This is a genomic window from Stutzerimonas urumqiensis (assembly GCF_003640395.1).
Lineage (GTDB): Bacteria > Pseudomonadota > Gammaproteobacteria > Pseudomonadales > Pseudomonadaceae > Stutzerimonas > Stutzerimonas urumqiensis.
Map to the genome: position 1 here is coordinate 369,680 of NZ_RBZQ01000004.1, position 23,468 is coordinate 393,147.

The 23,468-nt window shown below is 64.6% G+C and carries 25 protein-coding genes; 1 reads left to right on the top strand and 24 read right to left on the bottom strand.

Going from position 1 to position 23,468, the window contains the following annotated elements:
* Positions 1–8: 8 nt before the first annotated feature.
* The 12 genes from D7325_RS10120 to flhA all read right to left on the bottom strand — a co-directional run bounded on the left by D7325_RS10120 (position 9) and on the right by flhA (position 13,077).
* Positions 9–872: a CheW domain-containing protein gene (locus D7325_RS10120; RefSeq protein WP_120995435.1), complete on the bottom strand. Its 864-nt coding sequence runs from the start codon at positions 870–872 to the stop codon at positions 9–11.
* A gap of 71 nt (positions 873–943) precedes the next feature.
* Entirely contained in the window at positions 944–1,732 is a 789-nt protein-coding gene (locus D7325_RS10125; protein ID WP_120995436.1) for a ParA family protein, read from the bottom strand.
* Between the two features lie 62 nt (positions 1,733–1,794).
* Positions 1,795–2,667, bottom strand: coding sequence for a flagellar motor protein MotD (motD, locus tag D7325_RS10130; RefSeq protein WP_120995437.1), 873 nt, complete (start codon positions 2,665–2,667; stop codon positions 1,795–1,797).
* A 1-nt stretch (position 2,668) separates the two neighbouring features.
* Positions 2,669–3,409, bottom strand: coding sequence for a flagellar motor protein (locus D7325_RS10135; RefSeq protein WP_120995438.1), 741 nt, complete (start codon positions 3,407–3,409; stop codon positions 2,669–2,671).
* A 16-nt stretch (positions 3,410–3,425) separates the two neighbouring features.
* Positions 3,426–4,523 carry a protein-glutamate methylesterase/protein-glutamine glutaminase gene (locus D7325_RS10140; RefSeq protein ID WP_120995439.1) on the bottom strand — a complete coding sequence of 366 codons (1,098 nt, stop codon included), beginning with the start codon at positions 4,521–4,523 and terminating at the stop codon, positions 3,426–3,428.
* Positions 4,524–4,562: 39 nt separating this feature from the next.
* Positions 4,563–6,725, bottom strand: coding sequence for a chemotaxis protein CheA (locus tag D7325_RS10145; protein WP_120995440.1), 2,163 nt, complete (start codon positions 6,723–6,725; stop codon positions 4,563–4,565).
* A gap of 12 nt (positions 6,726–6,737) precedes the next feature.
* Positions 6,738–7,526 (bottom strand): protein phosphatase CheZ, encoded by a 789-nt coding sequence (locus D7325_RS10150; protein ID WP_120995441.1) that lies wholly within the window; start codon positions 7,524–7,526, stop codon positions 6,738–6,740.
* Positions 7,527–7,545: 19 nt separating this feature from the next.
* The gene (locus D7325_RS10155; protein WP_177431786.1) at positions 7,546–7,920 is read right to left on the bottom strand and encodes a chemotaxis response regulator CheY; all 375 of its coding nucleotides are present in this window, start codon (positions 7,918–7,920) and stop codon (positions 7,546–7,548) included.
* 72 nt (positions 7,921–7,992) lie between these two features.
* Positions 7,993–8,718, bottom strand: a complete 726-nt coding sequence (gene fliA, locus D7325_RS10160) for an RNA polymerase sigma factor FliA (protein WP_120995443.1) — start codon at positions 8,716–8,718, stop codon at positions 7,993–7,995.
* Between the two features lie 17 nt (positions 8,719–8,735).
* Complete coding sequence (gene fleN / locus D7325_RS10165) at positions 8,736–9,563, bottom strand: flagellar synthesis regulator FleN (RefSeq protein WP_120995444.1); 828 nt, start codon at positions 9,561–9,563, stop codon at positions 8,736–8,738.
* 82 nt (positions 9,564–9,645) lie between these two features.
* Entirely contained in the window at positions 9,646–10,941 is a 1,296-nt protein-coding gene (gene flhF / locus D7325_RS10170; RefSeq protein WP_120995445.1) for a flagellar biosynthesis GTPase FlhF, read from the bottom strand.
* Between the two features lie 15 nt (positions 10,942–10,956).
* On the bottom strand, positions 10,957–13,077 hold the full coding sequence (flhA, locus tag D7325_RS10175) for a flagellar biosynthesis protein FlhA (RefSeq protein ID WP_120995572.1): 2,121 nt from the start codon (positions 13,075–13,077) through the stop codon (positions 10,957–10,959).
* Between the two features lie 210 nt (positions 13,078–13,287).
* Between flhA and sodC the strand changes: the two genes are divergently transcribed.
* Complete coding sequence (sodC, locus tag D7325_RS10180) at positions 13,288–13,809, top strand: superoxide dismutase family protein (protein ID WP_120995446.1); 522 nt, start codon at positions 13,288–13,290, stop codon at positions 13,807–13,809.
* A 205-nt stretch (positions 13,810–14,014) separates the two neighbouring features.
* Here the strand turns inward: sodC and flhB are convergent, their stop codons facing one another.
* The 12 genes from flhB to D7325_RS10240 form a co-directional block, all read right to left on the bottom strand.
* Positions 14,015–15,151, bottom strand: coding sequence for a flagellar biosynthesis protein FlhB (flhB, locus tag D7325_RS10185; RefSeq protein ID WP_120995447.1), 1,137 nt, complete (start codon positions 15,149–15,151; stop codon positions 14,015–14,017).
* A gap of 24 nt (positions 15,152–15,175) precedes the next feature.
* Positions 15,176–15,952 carry a flagellar biosynthetic protein FliR gene (fliR, locus tag D7325_RS10190; protein WP_120995448.1) on the bottom strand — a complete coding sequence of 259 codons (777 nt, stop codon included), beginning with the start codon at positions 15,950–15,952 and terminating at the stop codon, positions 15,176–15,178.
* Positions 15,953–16,024: 72 nt separating this feature from the next.
* Entirely contained in the window at positions 16,025–16,294 is a 270-nt protein-coding gene (fliQ, locus tag D7325_RS10195) for a flagellar biosynthesis protein FliQ (protein ID WP_120995449.1), read from the bottom strand.
* Positions 16,291–17,076: a flagellar type III secretion system pore protein FliP gene (gene fliP / locus D7325_RS10200; protein ID WP_120995450.1), complete on the bottom strand. Its 786-nt coding sequence runs from the start codon at positions 17,074–17,076 to the stop codon at positions 16,291–16,293. Before fliP ends, fliQ begins: the two co-directional genes overlap by 4 nt.
* The gene (fliO, locus tag D7325_RS10205; protein ID WP_120995451.1) at positions 17,076–17,504 is read right to left on the bottom strand and encodes a flagellar biosynthetic protein FliO; all 429 of its coding nucleotides are present in this window, start codon (positions 17,502–17,504) and stop codon (positions 17,076–17,078) included. Before fliO ends, fliP begins: the two co-directional genes overlap by 1 nt.
* Positions 17,504–17,962, bottom strand: coding sequence for a flagellar motor switch protein FliN (gene fliN / locus D7325_RS10210; RefSeq protein WP_120995452.1), 459 nt, complete (start codon positions 17,960–17,962; stop codon positions 17,504–17,506). The genes fliO and fliN overlap by 1 nt, the downstream gene beginning before the upstream one ends.
* Before the next feature lie 36 nt (positions 17,963–17,998).
* Positions 17,999–18,970 (bottom strand): flagellar motor switch protein FliM, encoded by a 972-nt coding sequence (gene fliM / locus D7325_RS10215; protein WP_120995453.1) that lies wholly within the window; start codon positions 18,968–18,970, stop codon positions 17,999–18,001.
* A gap of 9 nt (positions 18,971–18,979) precedes the next feature.
* Positions 18,980–19,504, bottom strand: a complete 525-nt coding sequence (fliL, locus tag D7325_RS10220) for a flagellar basal body-associated protein FliL (RefSeq protein WP_120995454.1) — start codon at positions 19,502–19,504, stop codon at positions 18,980–18,982.
* 154 nt (positions 19,505–19,658) lie between these two features.
* Positions 19,659–20,975 (bottom strand): flagellar hook-length control protein FliK, encoded by a 1,317-nt coding sequence (locus D7325_RS10225; protein WP_120995455.1) that lies wholly within the window; start codon positions 20,973–20,975, stop codon positions 19,659–19,661.
* 74 nt (positions 20,976–21,049) lie between these two features.
* Positions 21,050–21,406: an Hpt domain-containing protein gene (locus D7325_RS10230; protein ID WP_120995456.1), complete on the bottom strand. Its 357-nt coding sequence runs from the start codon at positions 21,404–21,406 to the stop codon at positions 21,050–21,052.
* A 29-nt stretch (positions 21,407–21,435) separates the two neighbouring features.
* The gene (locus D7325_RS10235) at positions 21,436–23,130 is read right to left on the bottom strand and encodes an ATP-binding SpoIIE family protein phosphatase (RefSeq protein WP_120995457.1); all 1,695 of its coding nucleotides are present in this window, start codon (positions 23,128–23,130) and stop codon (positions 21,436–21,438) included.
* A gap of 1 nt (position 23,131) precedes the next feature.
* Positions 23,132–23,437 (bottom strand): STAS domain-containing protein, encoded by a 306-nt coding sequence (locus D7325_RS10240; RefSeq protein WP_120995458.1) that lies wholly within the window; start codon positions 23,435–23,437, stop codon positions 23,132–23,134.
* Positions 23,438–23,468: the final 31 nt, after the last annotated feature.

A 23,468-nucleotide genomic window follows, 5' to 3' on the forward strand; every position in this document is an offset into this window, starting at 1 on the left:
CAGAAAACTCAGGAGCGCCCGCGAACCGGCGCCATCATTCGTTTGATCGCACCGCTGGCGATCAGCTCCGCCAGCGCTGCCACATCCAGCAATGCACACATGTGCTCGATCACCGTCCCGGCCAGCCAGGGACGCTGGCTGCGCTGGGTTCGCCACTTCACTTCGCGCGGGTCGAGGCGGATCGAACGGCTCACCTGATGCACCGCAAGCCCCCACTCGTAGCCCTGCACCGAGATCACGTACTGAAGGCCCTGGCGAAAGTCGTCGCGGTAGCGGTCGGGCATGACCCAGCGCGCCGTATCGAGCACCTTCAGGTTGCCAGCTTGGCACGGCAGGATACCGAGAAACCAGTCCGGCTGACCGAACAGTGGCGTCAGTTCCTGGCCTGCCAGCGGGTAGATCGATCCCAGGCTGACCAGCGGAACCGCAAGCGTCAGGCCGGCGACATCGAACAGCAGGCATTCGAACGGCTCATCGGCCCAGGCCGGATTGCCGTCCACCGCCTCGAGAATGGGCGCGCTGGCGTGAGCCTTGGCAGGCGCCAGCTCGACGATGGGTTCCATCGGCGCCACGACTGGCGGCTCGGGCTCGAGGGCGACCGGCAGCTCGGCGACCGGCACGACAATGGTCGGCAGCACGGGCTGCAACACGGGCACATCGACCAGCGTGGGACGTATCGGGACTGCGCGCGCCTGCACCGGTTCGACCGGCGCCGGACGGGTGTCACGGCGCTTTTCCTCCTGCACGGCGGCGGCGAAGTCATCGACGCTGACCGAGGCCTCGAGCGCGGCTTCGGCGTCCTGCAACAGGGCATCCAGATAGCTTTGCAACGCCAGTTGCGGTCGGGTAGCGGTAAGAACGGAGCGGCTCATGCAACGAACTCGTTTAAAGGTGAAAGGCTATCGGCTGGCATGGCATCGACTTGAATCGAGCGGCGTTGCATTCAGGCGACCTGCGGGGTCGTCTGCGCCGCCAGCAGGTGTTTGAGCAGGGCTTTGTACGCCAGCACCGCCCGACTGCCGCCATCGAACTGCGACGGCGTCACGCCGGCACGGCTGGCGTCGCGCAGGCGCGTATCGACGGGTATGAAGGCCTGCCAGAGGTTCGTCTCGTAGCTGGCACGCAGCACCTTCAGGGTGTTCATCGAGGCCTGCGTGCGGCGATCGAACAACGTCGGCACGATGGTGTACGGCAGCGCCTGGCGCCGCGACCGGTTGATCATCGCCAAGGTGCTGACCATGCGTTCCAGGCCCTTCACGGCCAGGAACTCGGTCTGCACCGGAATGACCAGTTGCTGGCTCGCCGCAAGCGCGTTGACCATCAGCACGCCGAGCAACGGCGGGCTGTCGATGATGGCGTGATCGAAATCGCCCCACAGCTGGGAAAGACTCTTGGCGACGACCAGCCCCAGGCCGCTCTGGCCAGGCGATTGGCGTTCCAGGGTCGCCAGTACGGTGCTCGACGGCAGCAACGACATGCGCTCATGGCTGGTTGGCAGCAACAGCTGACGCGGCAATCCGTCCGGCACGCCGCCCTGGTGCTGGAACAGCTCGAACACGCTGTGCTCCAGCGTGTCGGGGTCATGTCCGAAGTAACTGGTCATCGAACCATGCGGATCGAGATCGACGATCACGACACGCTTGCCCGCGTCGGCGAGCAGACCGGCCAGTGCGACCGATGTCGTGGTCTTGCCTACCCCACCCTTCTGGTTGGCTACCGCCCAAACTCTCATGCTGTCTTCCTCGCCCCGGTGAGCCTGGCACCGTGAAGGTGCCGTCCCGGGTGGCGCTGCTATCAGTCGATCGACGGAGAATTGGCGATCGCGCCTGCATTCTCACGGCCTGTCTGCCCGGAAGCAGTTTGCATGCCAGCTCGACGCAGCGTGGGATCGGGCTGAGCCTTGGCGCTACCGACACCGGACACGCTGCGGCGCACATCCAGATTGCGGGACACGACCAACACCACGCGGCGGTTGCGCGCACGACCTTCTGCCGTGGCGTTGTCCGCCACCGGCTGGAATTCACCATAGCCGACCGCAGCCAGCCGCGACGGTGAAACACCCTGCGCCGCCAGCATGCGAACCACGCTGCCTGCCCGCGCCGCGGAGAGTTCCCAGTTGGTCGGATACTGCGCCGTGCTGATGGGCAGGTTATCGGTGAAGCCCTCGACATGAACCGGATTGTCATAAGGCGCGAGAATCGTCGCGACTTTCTCGATGAGCGCGAAGGCGGTGTCGTTCGGAATGGCATCCCCACTCGGGAACAGCAGGTTCGAGCTCAGCTCGATCTCGATCCACAGCTCGTTGCCGCGCACGCTCAGTTGGCCGCTTTCGATCAGATCGCCAAATACTTGGCGCAGGCTGTCGGCCATCGCTTGCAGGGGATCATGGTTCGCCTCGGCGTCGACGGATTTCGGCGCCGTCGAGACGCTCGCCGATTCGGGCGCCCTGGGCTTGGCATCGCCGATGGGAATCGCCTCGATGGAACGCTCGGGCTGGTTGAACACCCCGACCAGCGACTCGGACAGAATCTTGTACTTGCCTTCGTTGATGGAAGATATCGAGTACATCACCACGAAAAAGGCGAACAGGAGCGTGATGAAATCAGCGTAGGAAACCAGCCATCGCTCGTGGTTTTCCGGCTCCTCGTGCGGTCGACGGCGGGCCATGTCAATCCATGAAGCCCTGGAGCTTCATCTCGATGGCGCGCGGGTTTTCACCTTCGGCGATCGACAGCACGCCTTCGAGGAGCATCTCCCGGTACGCGGTCTGCTGTTGCACGAGCGCTTTGAGCTTGTTACCGACCGGCAGCGCCAGCAAGTTGGCGAACGCCACGCCATAGATCGTCGCCACGAACGCGACGGCGATGCCGCTGCCGAGCTGGCTCGGGTCGGCGAGGTTCCCCATCACATGGATCAGCCCCATGACCGCACCGATGATGCCGATGGTCGGCGAGTAGCCGCCCATGCTTTCGAACACCTTGGAGGCGCGCAGGTCGCGCGACTCCTGGGTTGACAGGTCGACTTCCAGGATGCTGCGGATGGTCTCCGGCTCGACGCCATCGACGAGCAGCTGGAGGCCCTTGCGCGCATAAGGATCACGCTCGGTCTCGGCGAGCGGCTCGAGCCCGAGCAGCCCCTCCTTGCGCGCCGTCATGCTCCACCCGACGACCTTGCCGATGCCACCGGTCAGGTCCAGCCGCGGTGGCAGCAGGATCCAGCGGACGATCGTCATCGCACGCTTGAACACCGCGATGGGGGTCTGCAGCAAAACCGCCCCGAGCGTGCCGCCCAAGACGATCAGCGCGGCGGGTCCGTTCAGCAGTGCGCCGACGTGTCCGCCTTCGAGAAAGTTGCCACCGACGATCGCGACGAACGCGAGGATCAGTCCGATGAGGCTCAGGACATCCATCTACGGCATCCCGCGCTCACTGGCAGGCCTCGGCCAGGTGGCGGCCGATGTCATCCAGGCTGTAGATGGCGTCGCTGAGATTGGCTTTGACGATCGCCATCGGCATGCCGTAGATCACGCTGCTGGCTTCGTCCTGCGCCCACACCTGGCTGCCGCATTGCTTGAGCATTCGGGCCCCTTCACGCCCATCGGCGCCCATGCCGGTGAGAACGATCGCCAAGACCTTGTCGTTGAACGACTTGGCGGCCGAGCCGAAGGTGATGTCGACGCAGGGTTTGTAGTTCAGGCGCTCATCGCCCGGCAGGATGCGCACCACGCCGCGGGCATCGACCATCATCTGCTTGCCACCGGGCGCCAGCAGGGCCAGCCCCGGGCGCAGGTGATCGCCATCCTCGGCTTCCTTCACGCTGATGCGGCATAGCTTGTTCAGCCGCTCGGCGAACGCCTTGGTGAAGGCCGCCGGCATGTGCTGGATCAGCAGAATCGGTGCAGGGAAATGCTCGGGAAGCTGAGTCAGCACACGCTGCAGCGCGACTGGGCCGCCGGTCGACGTCCCGATCGCGACCAGGCGGTACGCCTTGCGTCGCGGCGCTGGCGATGCCGCGCTTCTCGGCGCGGCGGCTGCGGTCGTATTTGCCGGCGCAGCAGTACGGCTGGCGGCAAATGTCGGTGCAGGCTGCGCGCTGCTGGGCGCTGGCATCGAGCTGAAGCGGCGGTTGCTGCGAGCAATGCTGTGCACCTTCTCGCACAGCAGTTGCTTGACCTTGTCCGGGCTGCGCGAAATGTCCTCGAAGTTCTTCGGCAGGAAGTCGACCGCGCCCGCGTCCAGCGCATCGAGCGTGACCCTGGCACCTTCGTGCGTGAGCGAGGAGAACATCAGCACCGGCGTCGGACACCGCTGCATGATCTGACGGACCGCCGTGATGCCGTCCATCATCGGCATCTCGTAATCCATCGTGATCACGTCGGGCTTGAGCGCGAGCGCCTGGTCGATGGCCTCGCGCCCATTGGTCGCCGTACCGATGACCTGGATGTTGGCGTCGGACGAGAGGATTTCAGACACGCGCCGACGAAAGAATCCGGAGTCGTCGACCACCAAGACTTTGACAGGCATAAACACTCCAAGCGGGCGGCCGCGACCGGCCGCCCGGAATCACATCCGGCGCGCGTACCGCTTCAGCATGCTCGGAACATCGAGAATCAGGGCGATGCGGCCATCCCCGGTGATCGTCGCACCGGACATGCCCGGTGTGCCCTGCAACATCTTGCCCAGCGGCTTGATGACCACTTCTTCCTGACCGACGAGCTGGTCGACCACGAAGCCGATCCGCTGATTGCCCACGCTCAGGATCACCACATGTCCTTCGCGCGGCGTCTCGTGGCTCGACCCCGGCACCAGCCATCGCTTGAGGTAGAACAGCGGCAGGGCCTTGTCGCGCACGATCACCACCTCCTGGCCGTCCACCACGTTGGTGCGGGACAGGTCCAGGTGGAAGATCTCGTTCACGCTCACCAGCGGGAAGGCAAAGGCCTGGTTGCCCAGCATCACCATCAGGGTCGGCATGATCGCCAGCGTCAGCGGAACCTTGATGACGATCTTCGAGCCGTGCCCTTTCTGCGAGAAGACGTTGACCGTGCCGTTGAGCTGGGAAATCTTGGTCTTGACCACGTCCATGCCGACACCGCGGCCGGATACGTCGGAAATCTCGGTCTTGGTCGAGAAGCCCGGCGCGAAGATCAGGTTGTAGCATTCCAGCTCGCTCAGCCGATCGGCTGCATCCTTCTCCAGCAATCCCTTCTCGACGGCCTTGGCACGCAGCACTTCCGCGTCCATGCCCTTGCCGTCGTCGGTGATCATCAACAGGATGTGGTCACCCTCCTGCTCGGCCGACAGGACGACGCGACCGGTTCGCGGCTTGCCCGCCGCTTCGCGCTCGTCGGGCGACTCGATGCCGTGGTCGACCGCGTTGCGCACCAGGTGCACCAGCGGATCGGCCAGCGCCTCGACCAGGTTCTTGTCCAGGTCGGTCTCTTCGCCCACCAACTCGAGGTTGATTTCTTTCTTCAGGTTGCGCGCCAGGTCGCGGACCAGACGCGGGAAGCGGCCGAACACCTTCTTGATCGGCTGCATGCGGGTCTTCATGACCGCGGTCTGCAGATCGGCCGTCACCACGTCGAGGTTCGAAACGGCCTTGGACATGGCCTCGTCCCCGCTCGAAGCGCCGAGGCGCACGAGGCGGTTACGCACGAGCACCAGCTCGCCAACCATGTTCATGATCTCGTCGAGCCGCGCGGTATCGACCCGCACCGTGGTTTCGGCTTCGTTGGCGACCGGCGCCTTGGCCTCGGCAGCGGCAGCCGGCGCTGGCGTGCGCTTGGCAGGCTCGGCGCGGGGTGCACTCGCGGCCGGCGCGCTGGGCACCGGCGCTGGCTTGGCTGGCGTGGCGGCTGGGGCTGATGCGGGCTCGAACTTGCCCTTGCCGTGCAGCTGGTCGAGCAACGATTCGAACTCGTCGTCGGTAATCAGCTCGCCGTTCGCAGCCGACGCAGCCGGCGAAGACGCGGTCGGTACGACTTCCTCCGCCTTGAACTTGCCTTTGCCATGCAACTGGTCGAGCAGTGCCTCGAACTCGTCATCGCTGATTTCATCGCTCGTCGTCGAAGGCGTGGCCTCAGCCGAGGCAGCGACGGGCTGCACCGCTTCGGCGGTGAACTGGCCCTTGCCATGAAGCTGATCGAGCAGCGACTCGAACTCGTCATCGGTGATCTCGTCCGTCCCCGGCGACGCCGCCGCGGGCTCGCTGGCGTCGTCACCGAGCGCGTCGAGCAGCTGCTGGAATTCGTTATCGGTGATGTCGGCGTCCTGGCTCGGCTCGGCAGGTGCGGACGCAACGGGCGCCACGGGCGCCGCCGAAGCCTCGGCACCGGCAGGTTCGGCCAGGCGCGCCAGGGCCGCCAGGAGTTCGGGCGACGCCGGCGTCGGCTCGGCACGTTCCCGGACCTGGGCGAACATTTCATTGACGGCATCGAGCGCCTGCAGCACCACGTCCATCAATTCGGCGTCTACCCGCCGCTCGCCCTTGCGAAGAATGTCGAACACGTTCTCGGCGATATGGCAGCACTCGACCAGCTCGTTCAGCTGGAGGAAGCCGGCGCCGCCCTTGACGGTGTGAAATCCACGGAAAATCGCGTTGAGCAGCGCCATGTCGTCGGGTCGGCTTTCCAGCTCCACCAACTGCTCGGACAGCTGTTCAAGAATTTCGCCGGCCTCAACAAGGAAATCCTGGAGGATTTCTTCATCGGCGTCGAAGCTCATATCGGCATACCCCTAGAACCCAAGACTGGAAAGCAGATCGTCTACGTCATCCTGATTGGAAACGACGTCTTCACGCTTATCGGCATGAATCTGCGGACCTTCACCCTTCGAAGGCGCTTTTTGTTGTTGCTGCTCTTGCCGGATCTGTTCGTGATCGTGCTTGAGGTGCGTGAAGCGATCGACCTGACTGGCCATAAGCACCAGCTTGACCAGGTCGTTCTCGACCTGGGTCACCAGTTGCGTGACGCGCTTGATCACCTGGCCGGTGAGGTCCTGGTAGTCCTGGGCCAGCAGAATGTCGTTCAGATGGCCCGACAGCTTCTGCGTGTCCCGCTCGCTGCGTGCGAGGAAGAGGTCGATACGCTTGGCCAGCTCGCGGAAGTTCTCGACGCCGAGTTCCCGGCGCATGAAACGCTTCCACTCGGCCGAGAGCGTCTTGGCCTCGTCGTTGAGATCGTTGACCAGCGGCGCGCACTCCTCGACCAGATCCATCGTCCGGTTGGCGGCGCGTTCGGTCATGTGCACCACGTAGGACAGCCGCTCGGTCGCATCGGCGATCTGCGAGACTTCCTGGGCCTGCGGGTACTTGGGATCGATCTGGAAGTTGACGATGGCCGTGTGCAGCTCTCGCGTCAGCTTCCCGACTTCGCGATAGAGCTCGGAATCGTGGACTGCGGCCAGTTCGTGAATAAGCTGGGCGGCCTGATCGAAATGGCCTTGCTCGAGATACTGAATCAGCTCGCGGGCGTGTGTTTTCAGCGACGACTCGAGGTCGCCGGAGGTTGGCTCTTGGTGTTCCATAACGCCCTCGCGGCAGACATCACCCGTTTACGCGCTCGAAGATCTTTTCGATCTTTTCTTTGAGCACCTGGGCTGTGAAGGGCTTGACCACGTAGCCGTTAACACCGGCCTGCGCAGCCTCGATGATCTGGTCACGCTTGGCTTCGGCGGTCACCATCAGCACCGGCAGGTGCTTGAGCCTGGCATCGGCTCGCACCGCACGCAGCAGATCGATGCCGGTCATGCCGGGCATGTTCCAGTCAGTGACCAGGAAATCGAAGCTACCGCTCTGCAGCATCGGCAGCGCGGTGGTGCCGTCGTCCGCCTCTGCGGTGTTGGTGAAGCCCAGATCGCGCAAGAGATTCTTGATGATCCGCCTCATCGTCGAGAAGTCATCGACAATGAGGATTTTCATGTTCTTGTCCAAATCAGCCTCCGTAAACCTCAAAACCCTCAGCGTCGAGGACCGTATCGATCGGTAGATCCGTCAGTGCGCGCGCCATTCGCCGAGGCGTGCCCGCAGGCGCGCCGCGCACTGGCTGTGCAGCTGGCTGACACGCGACTCGCTGACACCGAGTACCTGACCGATTTCCTTCAAATTCAGCTCTTCGTCGTAGTAGAGCGAAAGCACCAGCTTTTCCCGCTCCGGCAGATTGGCGATCGCGTCGGCCAACGCCTGCTGGAACCGCTCGTCCTCGAGATCACGGAACGGCTCGGGATGAGCGCTGGACGCATCCTCGTTCAGCTCGCCGTGCTCGCCTTCCTGCAACAGGTCATCGAAGCTGAACAGGCGGCTGCCCATGGTGTCGCCAAGGATGCCGTAGTACTCATCCAGACTCAATTTAAGTTCGGCCGCAACTTCCTGATCTTTAGCGTCGCGCCCGGTTTTCGCTTCCACGGTGCGAATCGCATCGCTGACCATGCGCGAATTGCGGTGCACCGAGCGCGGTGCCCAGTCGCCCTTGCGCACCTCGTCGAGCATGGTGCCGCGGATGCGGATGCCGGCGTAGGTCTCGAAGCTGGCGCCCTTGCTCGAGTCGTATTTCTTGGACGCCTCGAGCAGGCCGATCATGCCGGCCTGCATGAGGTCGTCCACCTGTACGCTCGCCGGCAGCCGTGCCAGCAGGTGGTAAGCGATGCGCTTGACCAGGGGGGCGTACTGTTCAACCAGTCGGTATTGCGAGTCCTTCGCTTGTGCCTTGTTGTCGTACATACGAAGTCCTGCTGATTTCATGCGGGCGTATCCACGGTGGGTCGAACAAGCCGTTCGACGAAGAATTCCAGATGGCCGCGGGGATTGGCGGGCAGCGGCCAGGTGTCGACTTTCTGCGCGACGGCCTTGAAGGCCAGCGAGCACTTTGAGCGGGGATAGGCTTCGTAGACCGCGCGCTGTTTCTGCACGGCCTTGCGTACCGACTCGTCATAGGGGATGACGCCGACGTACTGCAGGGCGACGTCGAGGAAGCGGTCGGTGACCTTGGTCAGCTTCGCGTAGAGGTTGCGACCTTCCTGCGGCGTATGCGCCATGTTGGCCAGCACGCGGAAACGGTTCATGCCGTAGTCGCGGTTGAGCAGCTTGATCAGGGCGTAGGCATCGGTGATCGAGGTCGGCTCGTCGGTCACGACCAGCAGGACCTCCTGCGCGGCGCGCACGAAGCTGACCACCGAGTCGCCGATACCGGCGGCCGTGTCGACGATCAGCACGTCGAGGTTGTCGCCGATTTCGCTGAACGCCTGGATCAGACCGGCGTGCTGCATGGGCGACAGCTGCACCATGCTTTGCGTGCCGGAGGCGGCCGGGACGATGCGTATGCCGCCCGGCCCCTGGATGATCACGTCACGCAGATCGCAGTCGCCGGCGATGACGTCCGCCAGCGTACGCTTGACCGACAGCCCGAGCAGGACGTCGACGTTGGCCAGGCCGAGGTCGGCGTCGAGCAGCATGACGCGGCGACCCAGGTCAGCCAGTGCCAGCGCCAGATTGACGGATACGTTGGTCTTGCCGACACCGCCTTTGCCGCCGGTTACCGCAATCACCTGTACGGGATGCATTCCCATCTCTACACACCTTTATAAGGAGCGAGGCCTCGGCCTCACGATGCGCCCTGGGGCGTCTCTGTTTGCAACCAATCGCCGGATGTTAACCGACCTGACGGCTCGAATCGTTGTAAAGGCCGGCGAACACATCGGCCATCGTCTCCTCGCTGGGGTTCTCCGGCGCCTGGAGACTGACCGCCCGACTCACCAATTGGTGGCTGCGCGGCAGGTGCAGGTCGTCCGGAATGCGCGGCCCGTCGGCCAGGTAGGCTACCGGCAGGCGCTGGCTAATGGCCAGGCCGAGCACTTCGCCAAGGCTGCCCGCCTCGTCGAGTTTAGTCAGGATGCAACCGGCCAGCCCGCAGCGGCGATAGCTGTGCCATGCGGCCTTGAGCACCTGGCTCTGGCTGGTCGCCGCCATGACGAGGTAGTTCCTCGACCGGATGTTGCGGTTGGCCAGCGCCTCGAGCTGCATGCGCAGCGCCGGGTCGCTCGCCGGCAAACCGGCGGTGTCGATCAGGATGACGCGCTTGCGCGCGAGCGGCGCGAGGGCCTGAGTCAGCGACTGGCCAGGGTCGACCGGCGTCACCGAAACGTTGAGGATGCGACCGAGCGTCTTGAGCTGCTCCTGCGCGCCGATACGGAAGCTGTCCATGCTCACCAGCGCGATGTTTTGCGCGCCGTACTTGAGCACGTAGCGGGCGGCCAGTTTGGCCAGCGTGGTGGTCTTGCCGGCACCGGCCGGGCCGACCAGCGCGATCACGCCGCCCTCTTCCAGAGGCTCCTGCTTGGGTGTCTTGATGCCCTGTGCCAGATAGGCCAGCAGCATCCGCCAGGCCTGACGCGGCTCTTCGATGCCGGCGACCTTCTCCAGCAGGGCTTTCGAGAGTTCCACCGGCAGCCCCATGCGTTGCAGGCGGCGCCAGAGGTTGGCCTGCTGCGGACGACGGCTCTGCATCTGGCCCCAGGCGATCGAGCCCAGCTGGACTTCGATGAGCTCGCGCAGGCCACTCAGCTCCGAGCGCATGGCTTCGAAGGCACGCGGATCGACCGCTGGCGTGGCAGCCGGAGCGGGAGCCGGACGCGCCGGTTCGACGGCGGGTGCCTGGGCGGCTTCGCCAAGGAGTTGACGGTCCATGCCGGCAGCAGCCTGATTGCGCGTCACCAGCTCGGCATGCGCGGCGGCAATCACCGACTGCGTCTTGCGCAGCTCGGCTTCGAGCGCCGGGTTTGGCTGGCGTGCGGCCGGCGCCTGTACCGGGTAGTCCAGCGCCGCGGTCAGCTCAACACCGCCCGCGACCTTGCGGTTACCGATGATCGCAGCATCGGCACCCAGCTCATCGCGCACCAGCTTCATGGCGGTCCGCATGTCGGCAGCGAAGAAACGTTTGACCTGCATGGCCTGTACCCTCGATTAGTTCTGACCCACCGTCGCAACGATGGTGACCTGCTTGTTGTCCGGAATTTCCTGGTAGGCCAGTACGTGCATATTCGGCACGGCGAGTCTGGCGAACCGCGACAACATCGCCCGAACCGGCCCGGCGACCAGCAGGATGGCTGGCTTGCCGAGCATTTCTTGACGCTGTGCCGCTTCTATCAGGGACCGTTGCAACTTCTCTGCCATTCCTGGCTCCAGAAGAATGCCATCTTCCGAGCCTTGTCCGGCCTTCTGCAGGCTACTGAGCAATATCTGTTCCAACCTGGGCTCGAGCGTGATGACAGGCAGCTCCGGCTCTAGTCCCACCACGTTCTGCACGATGGCGCGTGCCAGCGCGACGCGGACCGCAGCGACCATGGCGCCGGGATCTTGACTGCGCGGCGCGACGTTGGCGATCGCCTCGGCGATGGTGCGGATGTCGCGCACCGGCACCTGCTCCTGAAGCAAGGTTTGCAGCACCTTGAGCAGCGTGGACAGCGAGATCATCCCCGGCACCAGCTCTTCAGCGAGCTTGGGCGAGCTCTTGGCCAGCAACTGCATCAGCTGCTGCACTTCCTCATGGCCGAGCAGTTCATGGGCGTGCTTGTGCAGCACCTGGTTCAGGTGCGTCGCCACCACGGTGCTGGCATCGACCACGGTGTAGCCGAGCGACTGTGCCTGGTCGCGCTGGCTCGCCTCGATCCACACCGCATCCAGGCCGAACGCCGGATCGCGCGTGGCGATGCCGTTGAGCGTGCCGAACACCTGCCCCGGGTTGATCGCCATGTCGCGATCGGGATAAACCTCCGCCTCGGCCAGACTCACCCCCATCAGCGTCAGCCGATAGGCGTTGGGCATCAGGTCGAGGTTGTCGCGGATGTGCACCGACGGCATCAGGAAGCCGAGGTCCTGAGACAGCTTCTTGCGTACGCCCTTGATGCGCGCCAGGAGTTGCCCACCCTGGTTGCGATCGACCAGCGGGATCAGCCGGTAGCCGACCTCCAGCCCGACCATGTCGACGGGCGTCACGTCTTCCCAGCCGAGCTCCTTGGTCTCCGCGGCGCGCTGTGCAGGGAGCAGCTCCTGCTGTTTCTGGACGTCCTGTTGCTCGACGACCTTGGCCTGCTTCTGGCGATGCCAGATCCAGTAGGCGCCCGCGGCGGCCAGACCGCCGAGGCTGAGGAAGGAAAAGTGCGGCATGCCCGGGACCAGACCCATGGCGATCATGATCACCGCCGACACCGCCAACGCCTTGGGCGAGGCGAACATCTGCCGGTTGACCTGCTGACCCATGTCTTCGGAGCTGGTGACGCGGGTCACCATGATGGCGGCGGCGGTCGACAGCAACAGCGACGGGATCTGCGCGACGAGGCCGTCACCGATAGTGAGCAGCGCGTACACCTGGCCGGCTTCGGAGAAGCTCATCGAGTGCTGGAAAATACCGATCGCCACGCCACCGATGAGGTTGATGAACAGGATCAGCAGGCCGGCGATGGCGTCGCCGCGAACGAATTTGCTCGCACCGTCCATCGAACCGTAGAAGTCGGCTTCGGAGCTCACTTCGGTCCGGCGTTTCTTGGCCTCGGCCTGATCGATGAGGCCGGCGTTGAGGTCGGCATCGATCGCCATCTGCTTGCCAGGCATGGCATCGAGGGTGAAGCGCGCACTCACCTCGGAGATACGCCCGGCACCCTTGGTCACCACGACGAAGTTGATGATCATGAGGATCGCGAACACGACCACACCGACGACGTAGTTACCGCCGATGACGACCTTGCCGAAGGCCTCGATAACGTGACCCGCCGCACTGCCGCCCTCGTGGCCGTGGATCAGCACCACGCGGGTGGAGGCCACGTTCAGCGCCAGGCGCAGCAGCGTCGACACCAGCAGGATCGTCGGGAAAACGGCGAAATCGAGCGGACGCAGCGCATAGACGCTGACCAGCAGCACGACGATCGACAGCGCGATGTTGAAGGTGAACAGCACGTCCAGCAGGAACGGCGGCACCGGCAGCATCATCATGCCCAGCATGACCAGCAGCAACAGCGGCACGCCGAGGTTGCCGCGACCGGCCCCCGCCAGGTTATTGCGCATGTTCACCAGTTGCGTGCGATCCACGTAGCCCCCGACCCTGAACCAAAAGATTGACGCCATGAGCGTCCTACTGGCTTGGCTATAGCAAGAAGGGGTCCAACTTTTCACAAGCGCCGGTCAGGGCGTTCAGAACGGCGCCTGTAACAGGCTGTGACGGGATGAAACGCAGCCATGATCGCGAAGTCACAGACACACCGGCTCCGCCGGCCTCTGACTGAATAAGGAGTGGACACGATGAACCGCTGGATACTCGCCGCCCTCGCCGGCTGCTGCGCGACGGGTCTGCACGCGCAGACTCTGACCGCCGATCTCAACGTCGTCAGTGCCGATGGCATCGGCAAGCCGATCGGCCAGGTCAAGATCGAGGACACCGAATACGGGCTGGTCTTCCGGCCGCACCTGGAAGGGCTCGAGCCGGGCACGCACGGGTTTCACGTCCATGCCGTCGGCAACTGCGAACCCGCCGAGAAAGACGGCAAGATGACGCCCGCCGGCGCCGCGGGCGGCCACTGGGATCCGAAGAATGCCGGCAAACACGGCGAGCCCTGGGGCGATGGGCACATGGGCGACCTGCCCGTCCTGATCGTCGACGCGGACGGCATGGCACACCAGCCGGTGCTGGCACCGCGCATCGATGAGCTCGACAAAATCAAGGGCCTCGCGTTGATGGTGCATGCCGGCGGCGACAACCACGCCGATCATCCCGAACCGCTGGGCGGTGGCGGCGCGCGCGTGGCCTGCGGCGTCATCAAGTAAGCAGTCGGATGAAAGCCAGGAGGGTGAGCCCTCCTGACGATTTGGACGTCCAACAAGCGATACGACCTGGCCGGCTGACAGGCCGTTTGTAGGAGCCAGCTTGCTGGCGATTGCTCTTCCGGATCGCCAGCAAGCCGGCTCCCACGATCACGCCCAGGCGGAATTACTCATGCGTCCGATACCCGCCCTCCGCGCCCAGGCGTTCCTACTCATCCCTTCGCAAATCCGGCGGGATCGGCAGGTCACGTAGCGGGTCGGGCCGTTTGCCGCGGCCGGACTGGTATTGCCGTAGCTGGTAGACGTACGCCAAGACCTGCGCGACGGCGAGATAAAGGCCGGCGGGAATCTCCTGCTCCACCTCGGTCGAGTAGTACACCGCCCGCGCCAGGGCCGGGGATTCCAGGATCATCACCCGATGCTCCTGGCCGATCTCGCGGATCTTCAGCGCCAGGAAGTCGCCGCCCTTGGCCAGCAACACCGGCGCGTTGCCCTTGTCGGCGTCGTACTTCAGCGCGACGGCGAAGTGCGTCGGGTTGGTGATGATCACATCGGCCTCGGGTACCGCCTGCATCATGCGCCGCTGGGCCATCTCGCGCTGCATCTGGCGGATGCGGCCCTTGACCTCGGGCTTGCCCTCGGAGTCCTTGTATTCGTCCTTGACCTCCTGCTTGGTCATCATCAGCTTTTGCTTGTTGTCCCAGAGCTGGAACGGAACGTCGACCGCCGCGATGAGAATCAGGCCGCAGGCCATCCACAAGGCGCACCAGCCCACGACCTCGGCGCTGTGCGCGATGGCCAGCTCCAGCGGCTGCTTGGCGATCGACAGCAGGTCGTCCTCATAAGCCTTGAGCACGGCCAGCGCCACCAGCAGCACGACCAGAAACTTGCCCAGCGCCTTGAGCAGCTCGACCAGCGCATGGGTCGAGAACATTCGCTTGAGACCGGACAGCGGATTCATCCGGCCAAAGTTGGGGGCCATCGCCTTGCCGGAAAACAGCCAGCCGCCCAGCGCGATCGGCCCGAGGATGGAAGCGATCAGCAGCATGACCAGCAGCGGCAACGTGGCCTTGAGCGCGATCAGGCCGGCCGTCAGCAGCATATGCGGCATGGCGTCCTGGCTGAGCAGCGCCTCGCGGGGCAGGTCGAAGCTGCCTTGCATCACCGCCATCAGGCTCTGCGCCATACTGCCGCCGGAGATCAGCAGGCCGCCAATCCCTCCGAGCGTCACCGCGACCGTACTCAGATCGCGCGAGCGTGCGATCTGCCCTTTCTCCCGTGACTCTCGCTTGCGTTTTTCTGTGGGCTCTTCGCTCTTGTCCGCGCCGTTCTCGTTTTCAGCCATGCGCGCGCTCCTCCGGCCGATTCATCAACGGGCCCGTACCAGTTCGCGAAGCAACTGCAATGCTTCGGTGGCGAACACCTGATATTGCGACAGCAGGTCCGCCAGGCCGATCCACACGATCACCAGACCGATCACCAGCGTCAGCGGAAAACCGATGGAAAAGATGTTGAGCTGAGGCGCCGCGCGGGTCATCAGGCCGAACGCCAGGTTGACCACCAGCAGCGCGGTGATCGCCGGCAACACCAGCAGCAGCCCGGCCCCGAGCACCCAACCCAGCTTGCCGGCGAGCTCCCAGTAGTGCTGAGGCGTCAGACCGGTGCCGATCGGCAAGGTCGTGAAGCTCTCGGCCAATATCTCGAGCGCGACCAGATGCCCGTTCATCGCCAGGAACAGCAAGATCACCAGCGTATTGAAGTACTGGCCGATCACCGGCACCGAGATGCCGTTGGCCGGGTCGATCATCGACGCAAAGCCGAGCCCGAGCTGCATCGCCAACAACTGGCCGGACACGATGAACAGGTGGAAGAACAGCTGCAGCACGAAGGCCAGCATGGCGCCGATCAGGATCTGCTCCGCGATCAGCACCAGCGCTCGCAGGCTCAGCGGCTCGACCGCCGGTATCGGTGGCAGCGCCGGCACCAGCACCACGGCGATGGCGAGCGTCAGGTATAACCGGACCCGCGCGGGCACCAGCTGAGTCCCGATGATGGGCATCAGCATCAGCATCGAGGCGATACGGAACAACGGCAGCAGAAAGATGCTGACCCAGGTGCCGATCTGCTCGCCGCTCAGCTCCAGCATGGCAACCGGCCCGATCGTACTCGCCGACGCCGGCCGACGCCCCCCCGCCTCGCCCCCGTCATGCCGAAGGCCTCAACCGATCAGCAGCGGAATGTTGGTGATCAGCGACTGGATGTACTCCATCAGCTGGCGCGTCAGCCAGGGGCCCGCCCAGATCAGGGTCAGCAGCATCACCAGCAGGCGCGGCAGAAAGCTCAGGGTTTGCTCGTTGATCTGCGTGGCCGCCTGGAACATGGCCACCACCAGGCCGACCAGCAGGCTTGGTACCACCAGCACGGCGACGATCATCGCCGTCATCCAGAGCCCCTCGCGAAACAGATCGACCGCGACCTCGGGTGTCATGGCGAACCTCCCAGCGTGCCGAAGCTACCGGCCAGGGTACCGATGATCAGCCCCCAGCCGTCGACCAGCACGAACAGCATGATCTTGAACGGCAGCGAAATGATCAGCGGCGAGAGCATCATCATGCCCATCGCCATCAGCACGCTGGCCACGACCATGTCGATGATCAGGAACGGAATGAACAGCATGAAACCGATCTGGAACGCCGTTTTCAGCTCGGAGGTCACGAAGGCCGGCACGAGGATCGTCAGCGGCGCGGCTTCCGGGCTCTGGATGTCGGTCCGTCGAGACAGCCGCACGAAGAGTTCCAGGTCGCTTTCACGGGTCTGCGCCAGCATGAAGTTCTTCAAGGGCACCTGTGCCCGTTCGAGCGCCTGATCGGGTGGCAGCTGCTCGTTGAGGTAGGGCTGCAGCGCTTCGCGGTTAATTTCTTCAAAGACCGGCGCCATGATGAACAGCGTCAAAAAAATGGTCAGGCCGATGAGAATCTGGTTGGACGGCGTCTGCTGAAGGCCGAGCGCCTGCCGCAGGATGGAAAACACGATGATGATCCGCGTGAAGCTGGTCATCAGCATGACGAACGCCGGGATGAAGCTCAGCGCCGTCATGATCAGCAGGATTTGCAGGCTGACCGAATACTGCTGCCCTTCTCCCTCGGTAGTCACGGTGATTGCCGGGATGGACAGCGGATTCTCGCCCTCGGTGAGCAGCGGGCCCAGTTCCTGGCCGAAGGCGAAGGGGGCAGCGAGCAGAAACGCCATCGCCAGGAGGAACTTGGCCATCAGCGCTTGTCCTTGTGGTCCTTGCCGAGCAGCTCCATCAGGCGCTGGGCGAATTCGGGGCTCGCCGGCTCGGCGTCCGGCAGCATGACCGGCTCCTTGAGCACATGCAGCGGGGTGATCCGGCCGGGGCTCATGCCGAGCAGGATTTGTTCGCCGCCCACCTGGACCAGCACCAACCGGTCGCGAGGCCCCAGCGAGCGGGTCGAGATCAGCTTGATCGCCTGGGCGTCGCGCGGCCCGAGGTGTTGCACGCGGCGCAAGAGCCAGGCCAACAGAAAGATGAGGCCGACGACCAGCAACAGGCCGAGCAGCAACTTGGTCACCTGCCCGCCCATGCCGGCGCCATCCATCGCCCCGGTGGCGGCGGGCGCTGCAAACGCCGGCGCCGACACGGCGAGCGAAACCAGTACCAGCAGCAGCGCACGCATCAGCGCAGCTTCTTGATGCGTTCGCTGGGGCTGATCACGTCGGTCAGTCGGATGCCGAACTTCTCGTTCACCACCACCACTTCCCCATGTGCGATCAGGGTGCCGTTGACCAGCACGTCCAGCGGCTCGCCGGCCAGCCGGTCGAGTTCGACCACCGACCCCTGGTTGAGCTGCAGCAGGTTGCGGATGGTGATTTCGGTACTGCCGACCTCCATCGAGATGGACACCGGAATGTCGAGGATCACATCCAGGTTCGGACCCTCCAGACCCGACGTGGCGCTGGGCTTGGGCGAGCTGCCGAACTCTTCCATCGGTGCGCGCGGCGGCGTTGGCGCGGCCCCGCCCATCAGGGCGTCAATATCGTCCTGGCTGGCATCGCCGGCTTCGGCGAGCGCGGCGGCCCACTCGTCGGCGAGCGCCTGCTCCTCAGGAGAGGTGGGTTGGTTTTCGTCTGCCATTTTCAGTCCTCGACCGGCACGAAAGAGGTTCGCCTGTCAGCGGGGGCGCTCGACAGGTGCCACTACCTGAAGCGCGAGATTGCCCTTGTGGGCACCGAGCTTCACCTTGAATGAAGGCACGCCATTGGCGCGCAGGATCATGTCTTCGGGCACCTCGACGGGAATCACGTCGCCCGGCGCCATGTTGAGAATGTCGCGCAGCTTGAGCTGGCGCCGCACCACCGTTGCGCCGAGCGGCACCTTGACGTCGAGGATGTCCTCGCGCAGCGCCTTGATCCAGCGCTCGTCCTGGTCGTCGACATCGGACTGGAAGCCGGCGTCGAGCATCTCGCGAATCGGCTCGATCATCGAATACGGCATGGTGACGTGAAGGTCGCCGCCGCCGCCATCCAGCTCGATGTGGAAGGTCGAGACGACTACCACTTCGCTGGGGCTGACGATGTTGGCCAGCGCCGGGTTCACTTCGGAGTTGATGTACTCGAAGTTGACGTCAAGCACCGCATGCCAGGCTTCCTTGAGATCGACGAAGGCCTGGTCGATGACCATCCGCACGACCCGCAGCTCGGTCGGGGTGAATTCGCGCCCCTCGATCTTGGCGTGGCGACCGTCGCCACCGAAGAAGTTGTCGACCAGCTTGAACACCAGCTTCGCATCGAGAATGAACAGCCCGGTGCCACGCAGCGGCTTCATCTTCACGAGGTTGAGGCTGGTGGGCACGTAGAGCGAATGCACGTATTCGCCGAACTTCATCACCTGCACGCCGCCGACCGACACATCGGCCGAGCGGCGCAACAGATTGAACATGCTGATGCGGGTGTAGCGCGCAAAGCGCTCGTTGATCATCTCCAGCGTCGGCATCCGTCCGCGGACGATGCGATCCTGGCTGGTGAGGTCGTAGCTCTTGATGCTGCCGGGCTCGCCGCTGCTTTCGGTCTCGACCAGCCCATCGTCGACGCCGTGCAGCAGCGCGTCGATTTCATCTTGTGAAAGAAGGTCCTGTACGGCCATAGCGCGCCCTTACTGCAGTACGAAGTTGGTGAACAGCACCTGTTCGATGGCGACCTTGCCGGTTTCCTTCTGTGCGAGTTCCTGCACGCTGGCCGTGGCCTGCTGGCGCAGCATCTCCTTGCCGACCGGCGTGGCCAGCGAAGCGAAATCCTGGCTGGAAAAGAGCATCACCAGCTGATTGCGCAACACCGGCATGTGCTCCTTGAGCGCATCGAGCGCCGCCTGGTCGCGCGACATCAGCGCGACGGTCGTTTGCATGTAGCGCTGCCGGCCATTGTGCCGGTAGTTGACCACGAACGCCGGCATCAGCACCTCATAGACCGCCGGCTGCTTGCCCGGGGTCGCTTCGGCCGCCGCTGGCGTCGCCTCGTCCTCTTCGCTGCCGGCATCCTTCTTCATCAGGAACCAGGTAGCGCCCACGGAAAGACCGATCGCCAGTAACAACACGACCGCGCCGAGAATGATCAGTTTCAACTTCGACTTGCCGGCGGGCGCGCCGTCGGTGCTGGGTGGTGGGGCTTGCTTCTTAGCCATGCCAAAAATCCGTCGAGGGGGCTGTTTCTATAGCCGGTCAAGGGCTTACGAGCAACTGCTATGCCAAAGTATCAGCCGATCGCGCGGGGCGTAAATGGCTTGTCGGCCCGACGGACGATGGCGCCGGCAAGCCATTGCCGGCGCCTCACATGACTCAAGCGTAGAAATCCACCAGCCCACGACCGCCGGCCGTGCGGCCCGAGCTTATTTCGCTGGTCGAGACGAGGACATCGCCGTCGGTGCCCGGCGTGCCGCCGTTCGGACCGCCTCGCCCCTGCCCTTGTCCGTCGCCCTGCCCTTGCGAGCCACGGGCGAGCGACTGGTCCGAGACGTTGACGTCCATCAGGTTCATGCCCTGCTGGGTGAACATGTCACGCAGGCGCTGAGATTGGCTTTCCAGCGCTTCGCGAACGCCAGCATGCGGGCTCATGAAGGTCACCTGGGTCTGGTCCTTGTTCAATTCGATGCGAACCTCCAGCCGACCCAGCTCCGCCGGATCGAGCTGGATTTCCGCGGATTTCAGGTTCTGGCTGGACAGCCACATCACGCGATCGACCACCGCCTCGCTCCAGTTCCCCTGCTGCATCTGCACCGGCTGGCCGGGCACCTGCGTCAGTCGCTGGGCCTGCTGGGTCTGCTGTACCTGCGAGATGGCCTGACCGAGCGCATTCAGCCGCAGCGCCAATGGCTCGCTGGTCGAACGAGACTCCTTGGCGCCCTCCTGCGCTTCGAGGGTTTCGCCGAGCGCCGCCAGTGCGGCATCCGGCTGAACCTCTGCGGTGGGCTGCTCGCCAGGGTTGGCGGAAAGCAGCGTCGCGGCAAAGGATTCGGTCTTGGCGCCGCCTTTGGCTGCGGCATCGGCCGACGTGCCGAGGGAAAGCAGCTGGCCCTCGGCTTCGCCACCCTCGGCCGACGCCTGCCCCTCGGCTTGTGCCATTGGCCCGCTCGCGCCTGTCAGGCCGGATGTCGGCAACGCGGTGGCCGCCGTGGTCGGGGCGGTTTCGGCCGGCGGCAACCCGCTCGGTACGGTCGCCGATGCCGGAGCGGGCGGCGGAAACTGCCCCGACAAGCCAAGCATCAACAGGGGATCGAGCTCGCTCTCCGGGATCGGCTCGTCCGCGACCGGCAAGGCATTGCCGTCTTCGGCCACTGCCGGTTTTACGTCGGCAGCCGCCGGGCTTTCTTCGTCGGCCGCCTGGGTCGAAGTTTCGGTGGCGGTGTCGCGATCTGCCTGGCTCGTCTCCTTGCGCTCGGCGGGCTTGGCCCGCGCCGGCGCTTCGGACCGCTCGGCTGGGCGCGCCGCCGGCTCTGGCGGGCGTTCGGCGGCCTTGGGCTGGCGCTCCTTGGCGTAGACCTCGGCGAAACGGTCGGCGTTATTGGCGGCAGCCGTCGTTGCGGTCGCGCGGGCGGCCGTCGGCCGGATGCCAAGATCGGGAGTCAGTTTGAGCAGTGCGTCGGTCGTCACGGACATGGGGGCGTTCCGCCAGAAAGAAGTCTCGTCAGCCACGCAAGCAATTTCGGGGCCAGCATCGGCCAGACGAGGCGTCACCCCAGCGTGAAGCGCTGACGCTCCGAACGCATCAGGATCCGGACGATGGCGAACTCGCGCTCGATGCGATCGATCAGCCCGTCGGCTTGCTCGATCGCTCCCTCCCGGGCAGCGTCTTCCAGCGCTCGACAGAGCTCGGTGAGCAGCGTGGCGCCCATGTTGCTGCAACTCCCCTTGAAGCTGTGGGCGGCGCGCCGAAGCCCCTCGCCATCGCCGGCTTCGAGCGCCTGATGCAGCAGCTGCACGCGCTCTTCGGAATCCTTGAGAAAGGTGTCCAGCAGGACGGGGTATTCATCTTCCATGACGTCTTGCAAGGTAGCCAGGACGGCGCTGTCAAGGTGGACGTCGGACACCGGATCGCTCCTAACGGGAAGGTCGGAGATTATGCCTCACGGTCCCAGCGGAACTCCACGCTGATTCCGCGCCCTCCCGGTCGCCAGGAAAAGCCATCGGCAAGTTCGCGGATCAGGCGGATGCCACGACCGGACAGCCCCTCGGCCCGGTATTCGGCCTGCAGCACGCGTTCGACGTCGAAGCCTGGCCCGCTGTCATCGACGGTGATCGACAGGCGCCCGCCGGTGTCGGTATGGGAGACGTCGATGCCGATGCAGACGTGACCGTCGCTCAGCGCGCGCAGGCGGTTCTGGCGCTCGCTGTAATAGTCGCTGAACCCCTTGGCACTGGCCTTCAGCCGGGAATCGAGCCGAAGCACGCCATGTTCCAGCGCGTTGGAATACAGCTCGGCCAACACCGTGTAGACGGTACCCGCCTGGTGCCGCAACTCATGCACCTGCAACAGCAATTGCAGGAGCGATGGCAGCGGATTGAAGTTGCGCAGTGTTTCGGCGCGAAGCTCGAAGCGCGCCGACCAGTCGAGCGGGCTCGGCTGCGGTGTGCCGACGAACGCCAGCGGTGCCGGCGTGAGCGTCAGCCCGTCGACCAGGGTCACCTCGACCAGGCTGAGGTCGTCCTGCACCTGGCCATGAAAGGCCAGCAGGGCTTGCTGGATGCGGTCGATCGACGACTCCGAGGGCCTGGCATCGTCCAGGACCTGCAGCAACCGCTGCTCACCGAACATCTCATCCTGCGCATTGCGGCTTTCCAGCACGCCGTCCGACAGCAGCAGCAGCCGGTCGCCTGGCTGAACGGGCACCACGTCGAAGCGGTCGTCGAAATTCCCCGGTTCCACCACGCCGAGCGGAAGGTGGCGCGAGACCAATGGCGCGTGGCGGCCGTCGGCACGAATGACGTAGCCATCCGGCAACCCGCCGTTCCAGACGTGCAGCGTGCCCTTCTGCAGCGAGATGTCGAGCAGCGTCGCGCAGCAGAACACGCCGACCGGCAGGATTCGCTTGAGCTTGGCATTCATCTCGCGCAGCACGTCGCCGCTGGAATAGCCCTTGGCGGCCATGCCGTAGAACGTCTCGGCCAGCGGCATGGCGCCGATCGCCGCCGGAAGACCGTGGCCGGTAAAGTCCCCGAGCAGGACGAACATCCGGTCGGTCGGCGTCTGCGCCGCGAGCAGCAGATCGCCGTTGAACAGCGCCAGCGGCGATTGCACATAGCGAATGTTCGGCGCATCCAGGCAGCCGGCGTGGGCCACCTTGTCGAAGATCGCCTTGGCGACCTGCTGCTCGTTGAGCAACTGCTGGTTTTGCCGTGCGATCAGGTCGCGCTGTTGCCGCACGGTGGCCTGCAACCGGCGCAGGCGACCCATCGCCTGGATCTTGGCCTCGAGGATGATCGGGTTGTACGGCTTGGAAATGAAATCGTCGCCGCCCGCCTCCAGGCATCGCACCAGGGCTTCGTTCTCGGCCAGCGACGTGAGGAAGATGATCGGCACCAGCTCGTCGCCGGCCAGCTGCTTGATCCGCTCGGCCGCCTCGAAGCCATCCATCACCGGCATCAGGGCATCCATCAGCACCAGCTGCGGATGCTCATGCTCGAAGATCGAGATCGCCTCATGGCCGTTGCCGGCGGTCAGCACCCGGTGGCCCTGGCGGCTGACGATCGTCGACAGCAGCATCCGATCGGCGGGATTGTCCTCGGCGATCAGGATCGTCAGTCGGCGCGGCATGTCATTCGATCTTGAACAGCTGCTCGAAGTTGGAAATCGCCAGCACCTTGCGCACCTCCGAGTTGCAGTGAACGAGACGGATGTCCGACTTGTCGCCGCCGGCGTGGTCGCGCAGCAGCAGCAACATGCCGAGGGCGGAGCTGTCCAGGTAGGTCGCCTCCTTCAGGTCGACGACATAGCGCTGCGGCGTCGCGCCGACGCTCTGGTACGCATCGCGAAACGCCTGGTGAGTGCTGAAATCGAAGCGGCCTCGGATGTGAATGGTCAATTCCTGATCATCAGCCGAGAGCTGCGAGGTGATTGTCATGTGACACTCCTGTTTCAAGCGGGCCGCCGCC

Excerpts from the sequence above, each read along its gene's own strand:
- D7325_RS10225 (WP_120995455.1), bottom strand. The coding sequence starts at position 20,975 with ATGTCCGTGACGACCGACGCACTGCTCAAACTGACTCCCGATCTTGGC.
- fliP (WP_120995450.1), bottom strand. The coding sequence starts at position 17,076 with ATGGCCAAGTTCCTCCTGGCGATGGCGTTTCTGCTCGCTGCCCCCTTC.
- D7325_RS10145 (WP_120995440.1), bottom strand. The coding sequence starts at position 6,725 with ATGAGCTTCGACGCCGATGAAGAAATCCTCCAGGATTTCCTTGTTGAG.
- fliN (WP_120995452.1), bottom strand. The coding sequence starts at position 17,962 with ATGGCAGACGAAAACCAACCCACCTCTCCTGAGGAGCAGGCGCTCGCC.
- D7325_RS10140 (WP_120995439.1), bottom strand. The coding sequence starts at position 4,523 with ATGCCTGTCAAAGTCTTGGTGGTCGACGACTCCGGATTCTTTCGTCGG.
- D7325_RS10150 (WP_120995441.1), bottom strand. The coding sequence starts at position 7,526 with ATGGAACACCAAGAGCCAACCTCCGGCGACCTCGAGTCGTCGCTGAAA.
- fliO (WP_120995451.1), bottom strand. The coding sequence starts at position 17,504 with ATGCGTGCGCTGCTGCTGGTACTGGTTTCGCTCGCCGTGTCGGCGCCG.
- D7325_RS10235 (WP_120995457.1), bottom strand. The coding sequence starts at position 23,130 with ATGCCGCGCCGACTGACGATCCTGATCGCCGAGGACAATCCCGCCGAT.
- D7325_RS10155 (WP_177431786.1), bottom strand. The coding sequence starts at position 7,920 with ATGAAAATCCTCATTGTCGATGACTTCTCGACGATGAGGCGGATCATC.
- flhF (WP_120995445.1), bottom strand. The coding sequence starts at position 10,941 with ATGCAGGTCAAACGTTTCTTCGCTGCCGACATGCGGACCGCCATGAAG.
- flhB (WP_120995447.1), bottom strand. The coding sequence starts at position 15,151 with ATGGCTGAAAACGAGAACGGCGCGGACAAGAGCGAAGAGCCCACAGAA.
- D7325_RS10125 (WP_120995436.1), bottom strand. The coding sequence starts at position 1,732 with ATGAGAGTTTGGGCGGTAGCCAACCAGAAGGGTGGGGTAGGCAAGACC.
- fleN (WP_120995444.1), bottom strand. The coding sequence starts at position 9,563 with ATGGGAATGCATCCCGTACAGGTGATTGCGGTAACCGGCGGCAAAGGC.
- D7325_RS10240 (WP_120995458.1), bottom strand. The coding sequence starts at position 23,437 with ATGACAATCACCTCGCAGCTCTCGGCTGATGATCAGGAATTGACCATT.
- fliA (WP_120995443.1), bottom strand. The coding sequence starts at position 8,718 with ATGTACGACAACAAGGCACAAGCGAAGGACTCGCAATACCGACTGGTT.
- fliQ (WP_120995449.1), bottom strand. The coding sequence starts at position 16,294 with ATGACACCCGAGGTCGCGGTCGATCTGTTTCGCGAGGGGCTCTGGATG.
- sodC (WP_120995446.1), top strand. The coding sequence starts at position 13,288 with ATGAACCGCTGGATACTCGCCGCCCTCGCCGGCTGCTGCGCGACGGGT.
- fliR (WP_120995448.1), bottom strand. The coding sequence starts at position 15,952 with ATGCTGGAGCTGAGCGGCGAGCAGATCGGCACCTGGGTCAGCATCTTT.
- fliL (WP_120995454.1), bottom strand. The coding sequence starts at position 19,504 with ATGGCTAAGAAGCAAGCCCCACCACCCAGCACCGACGGCGCGCCCGCC.
- D7325_RS10135 (WP_120995438.1), bottom strand. The coding sequence starts at position 3,409 with ATGGATGTCCTGAGCCTCATCGGACTGATCCTCGCGTTCGTCGCGATC.
- fliM (WP_120995453.1), bottom strand. The coding sequence starts at position 18,970 with ATGGCCGTACAGGACCTTCTTTCACAAGATGAAATCGACGCGCTGCTG.
- motD (WP_120995437.1), bottom strand. The coding sequence starts at position 2,667 with ATGGCCCGCCGTCGACCGCACGAGGAGCCGGAAAACCACGAGCGATGG.
- D7325_RS10120 (WP_120995435.1), bottom strand. The coding sequence starts at position 872 with ATGAGCCGCTCCGTTCTTACCGCTACCCGACCGCAACTGGCGTTGCAA.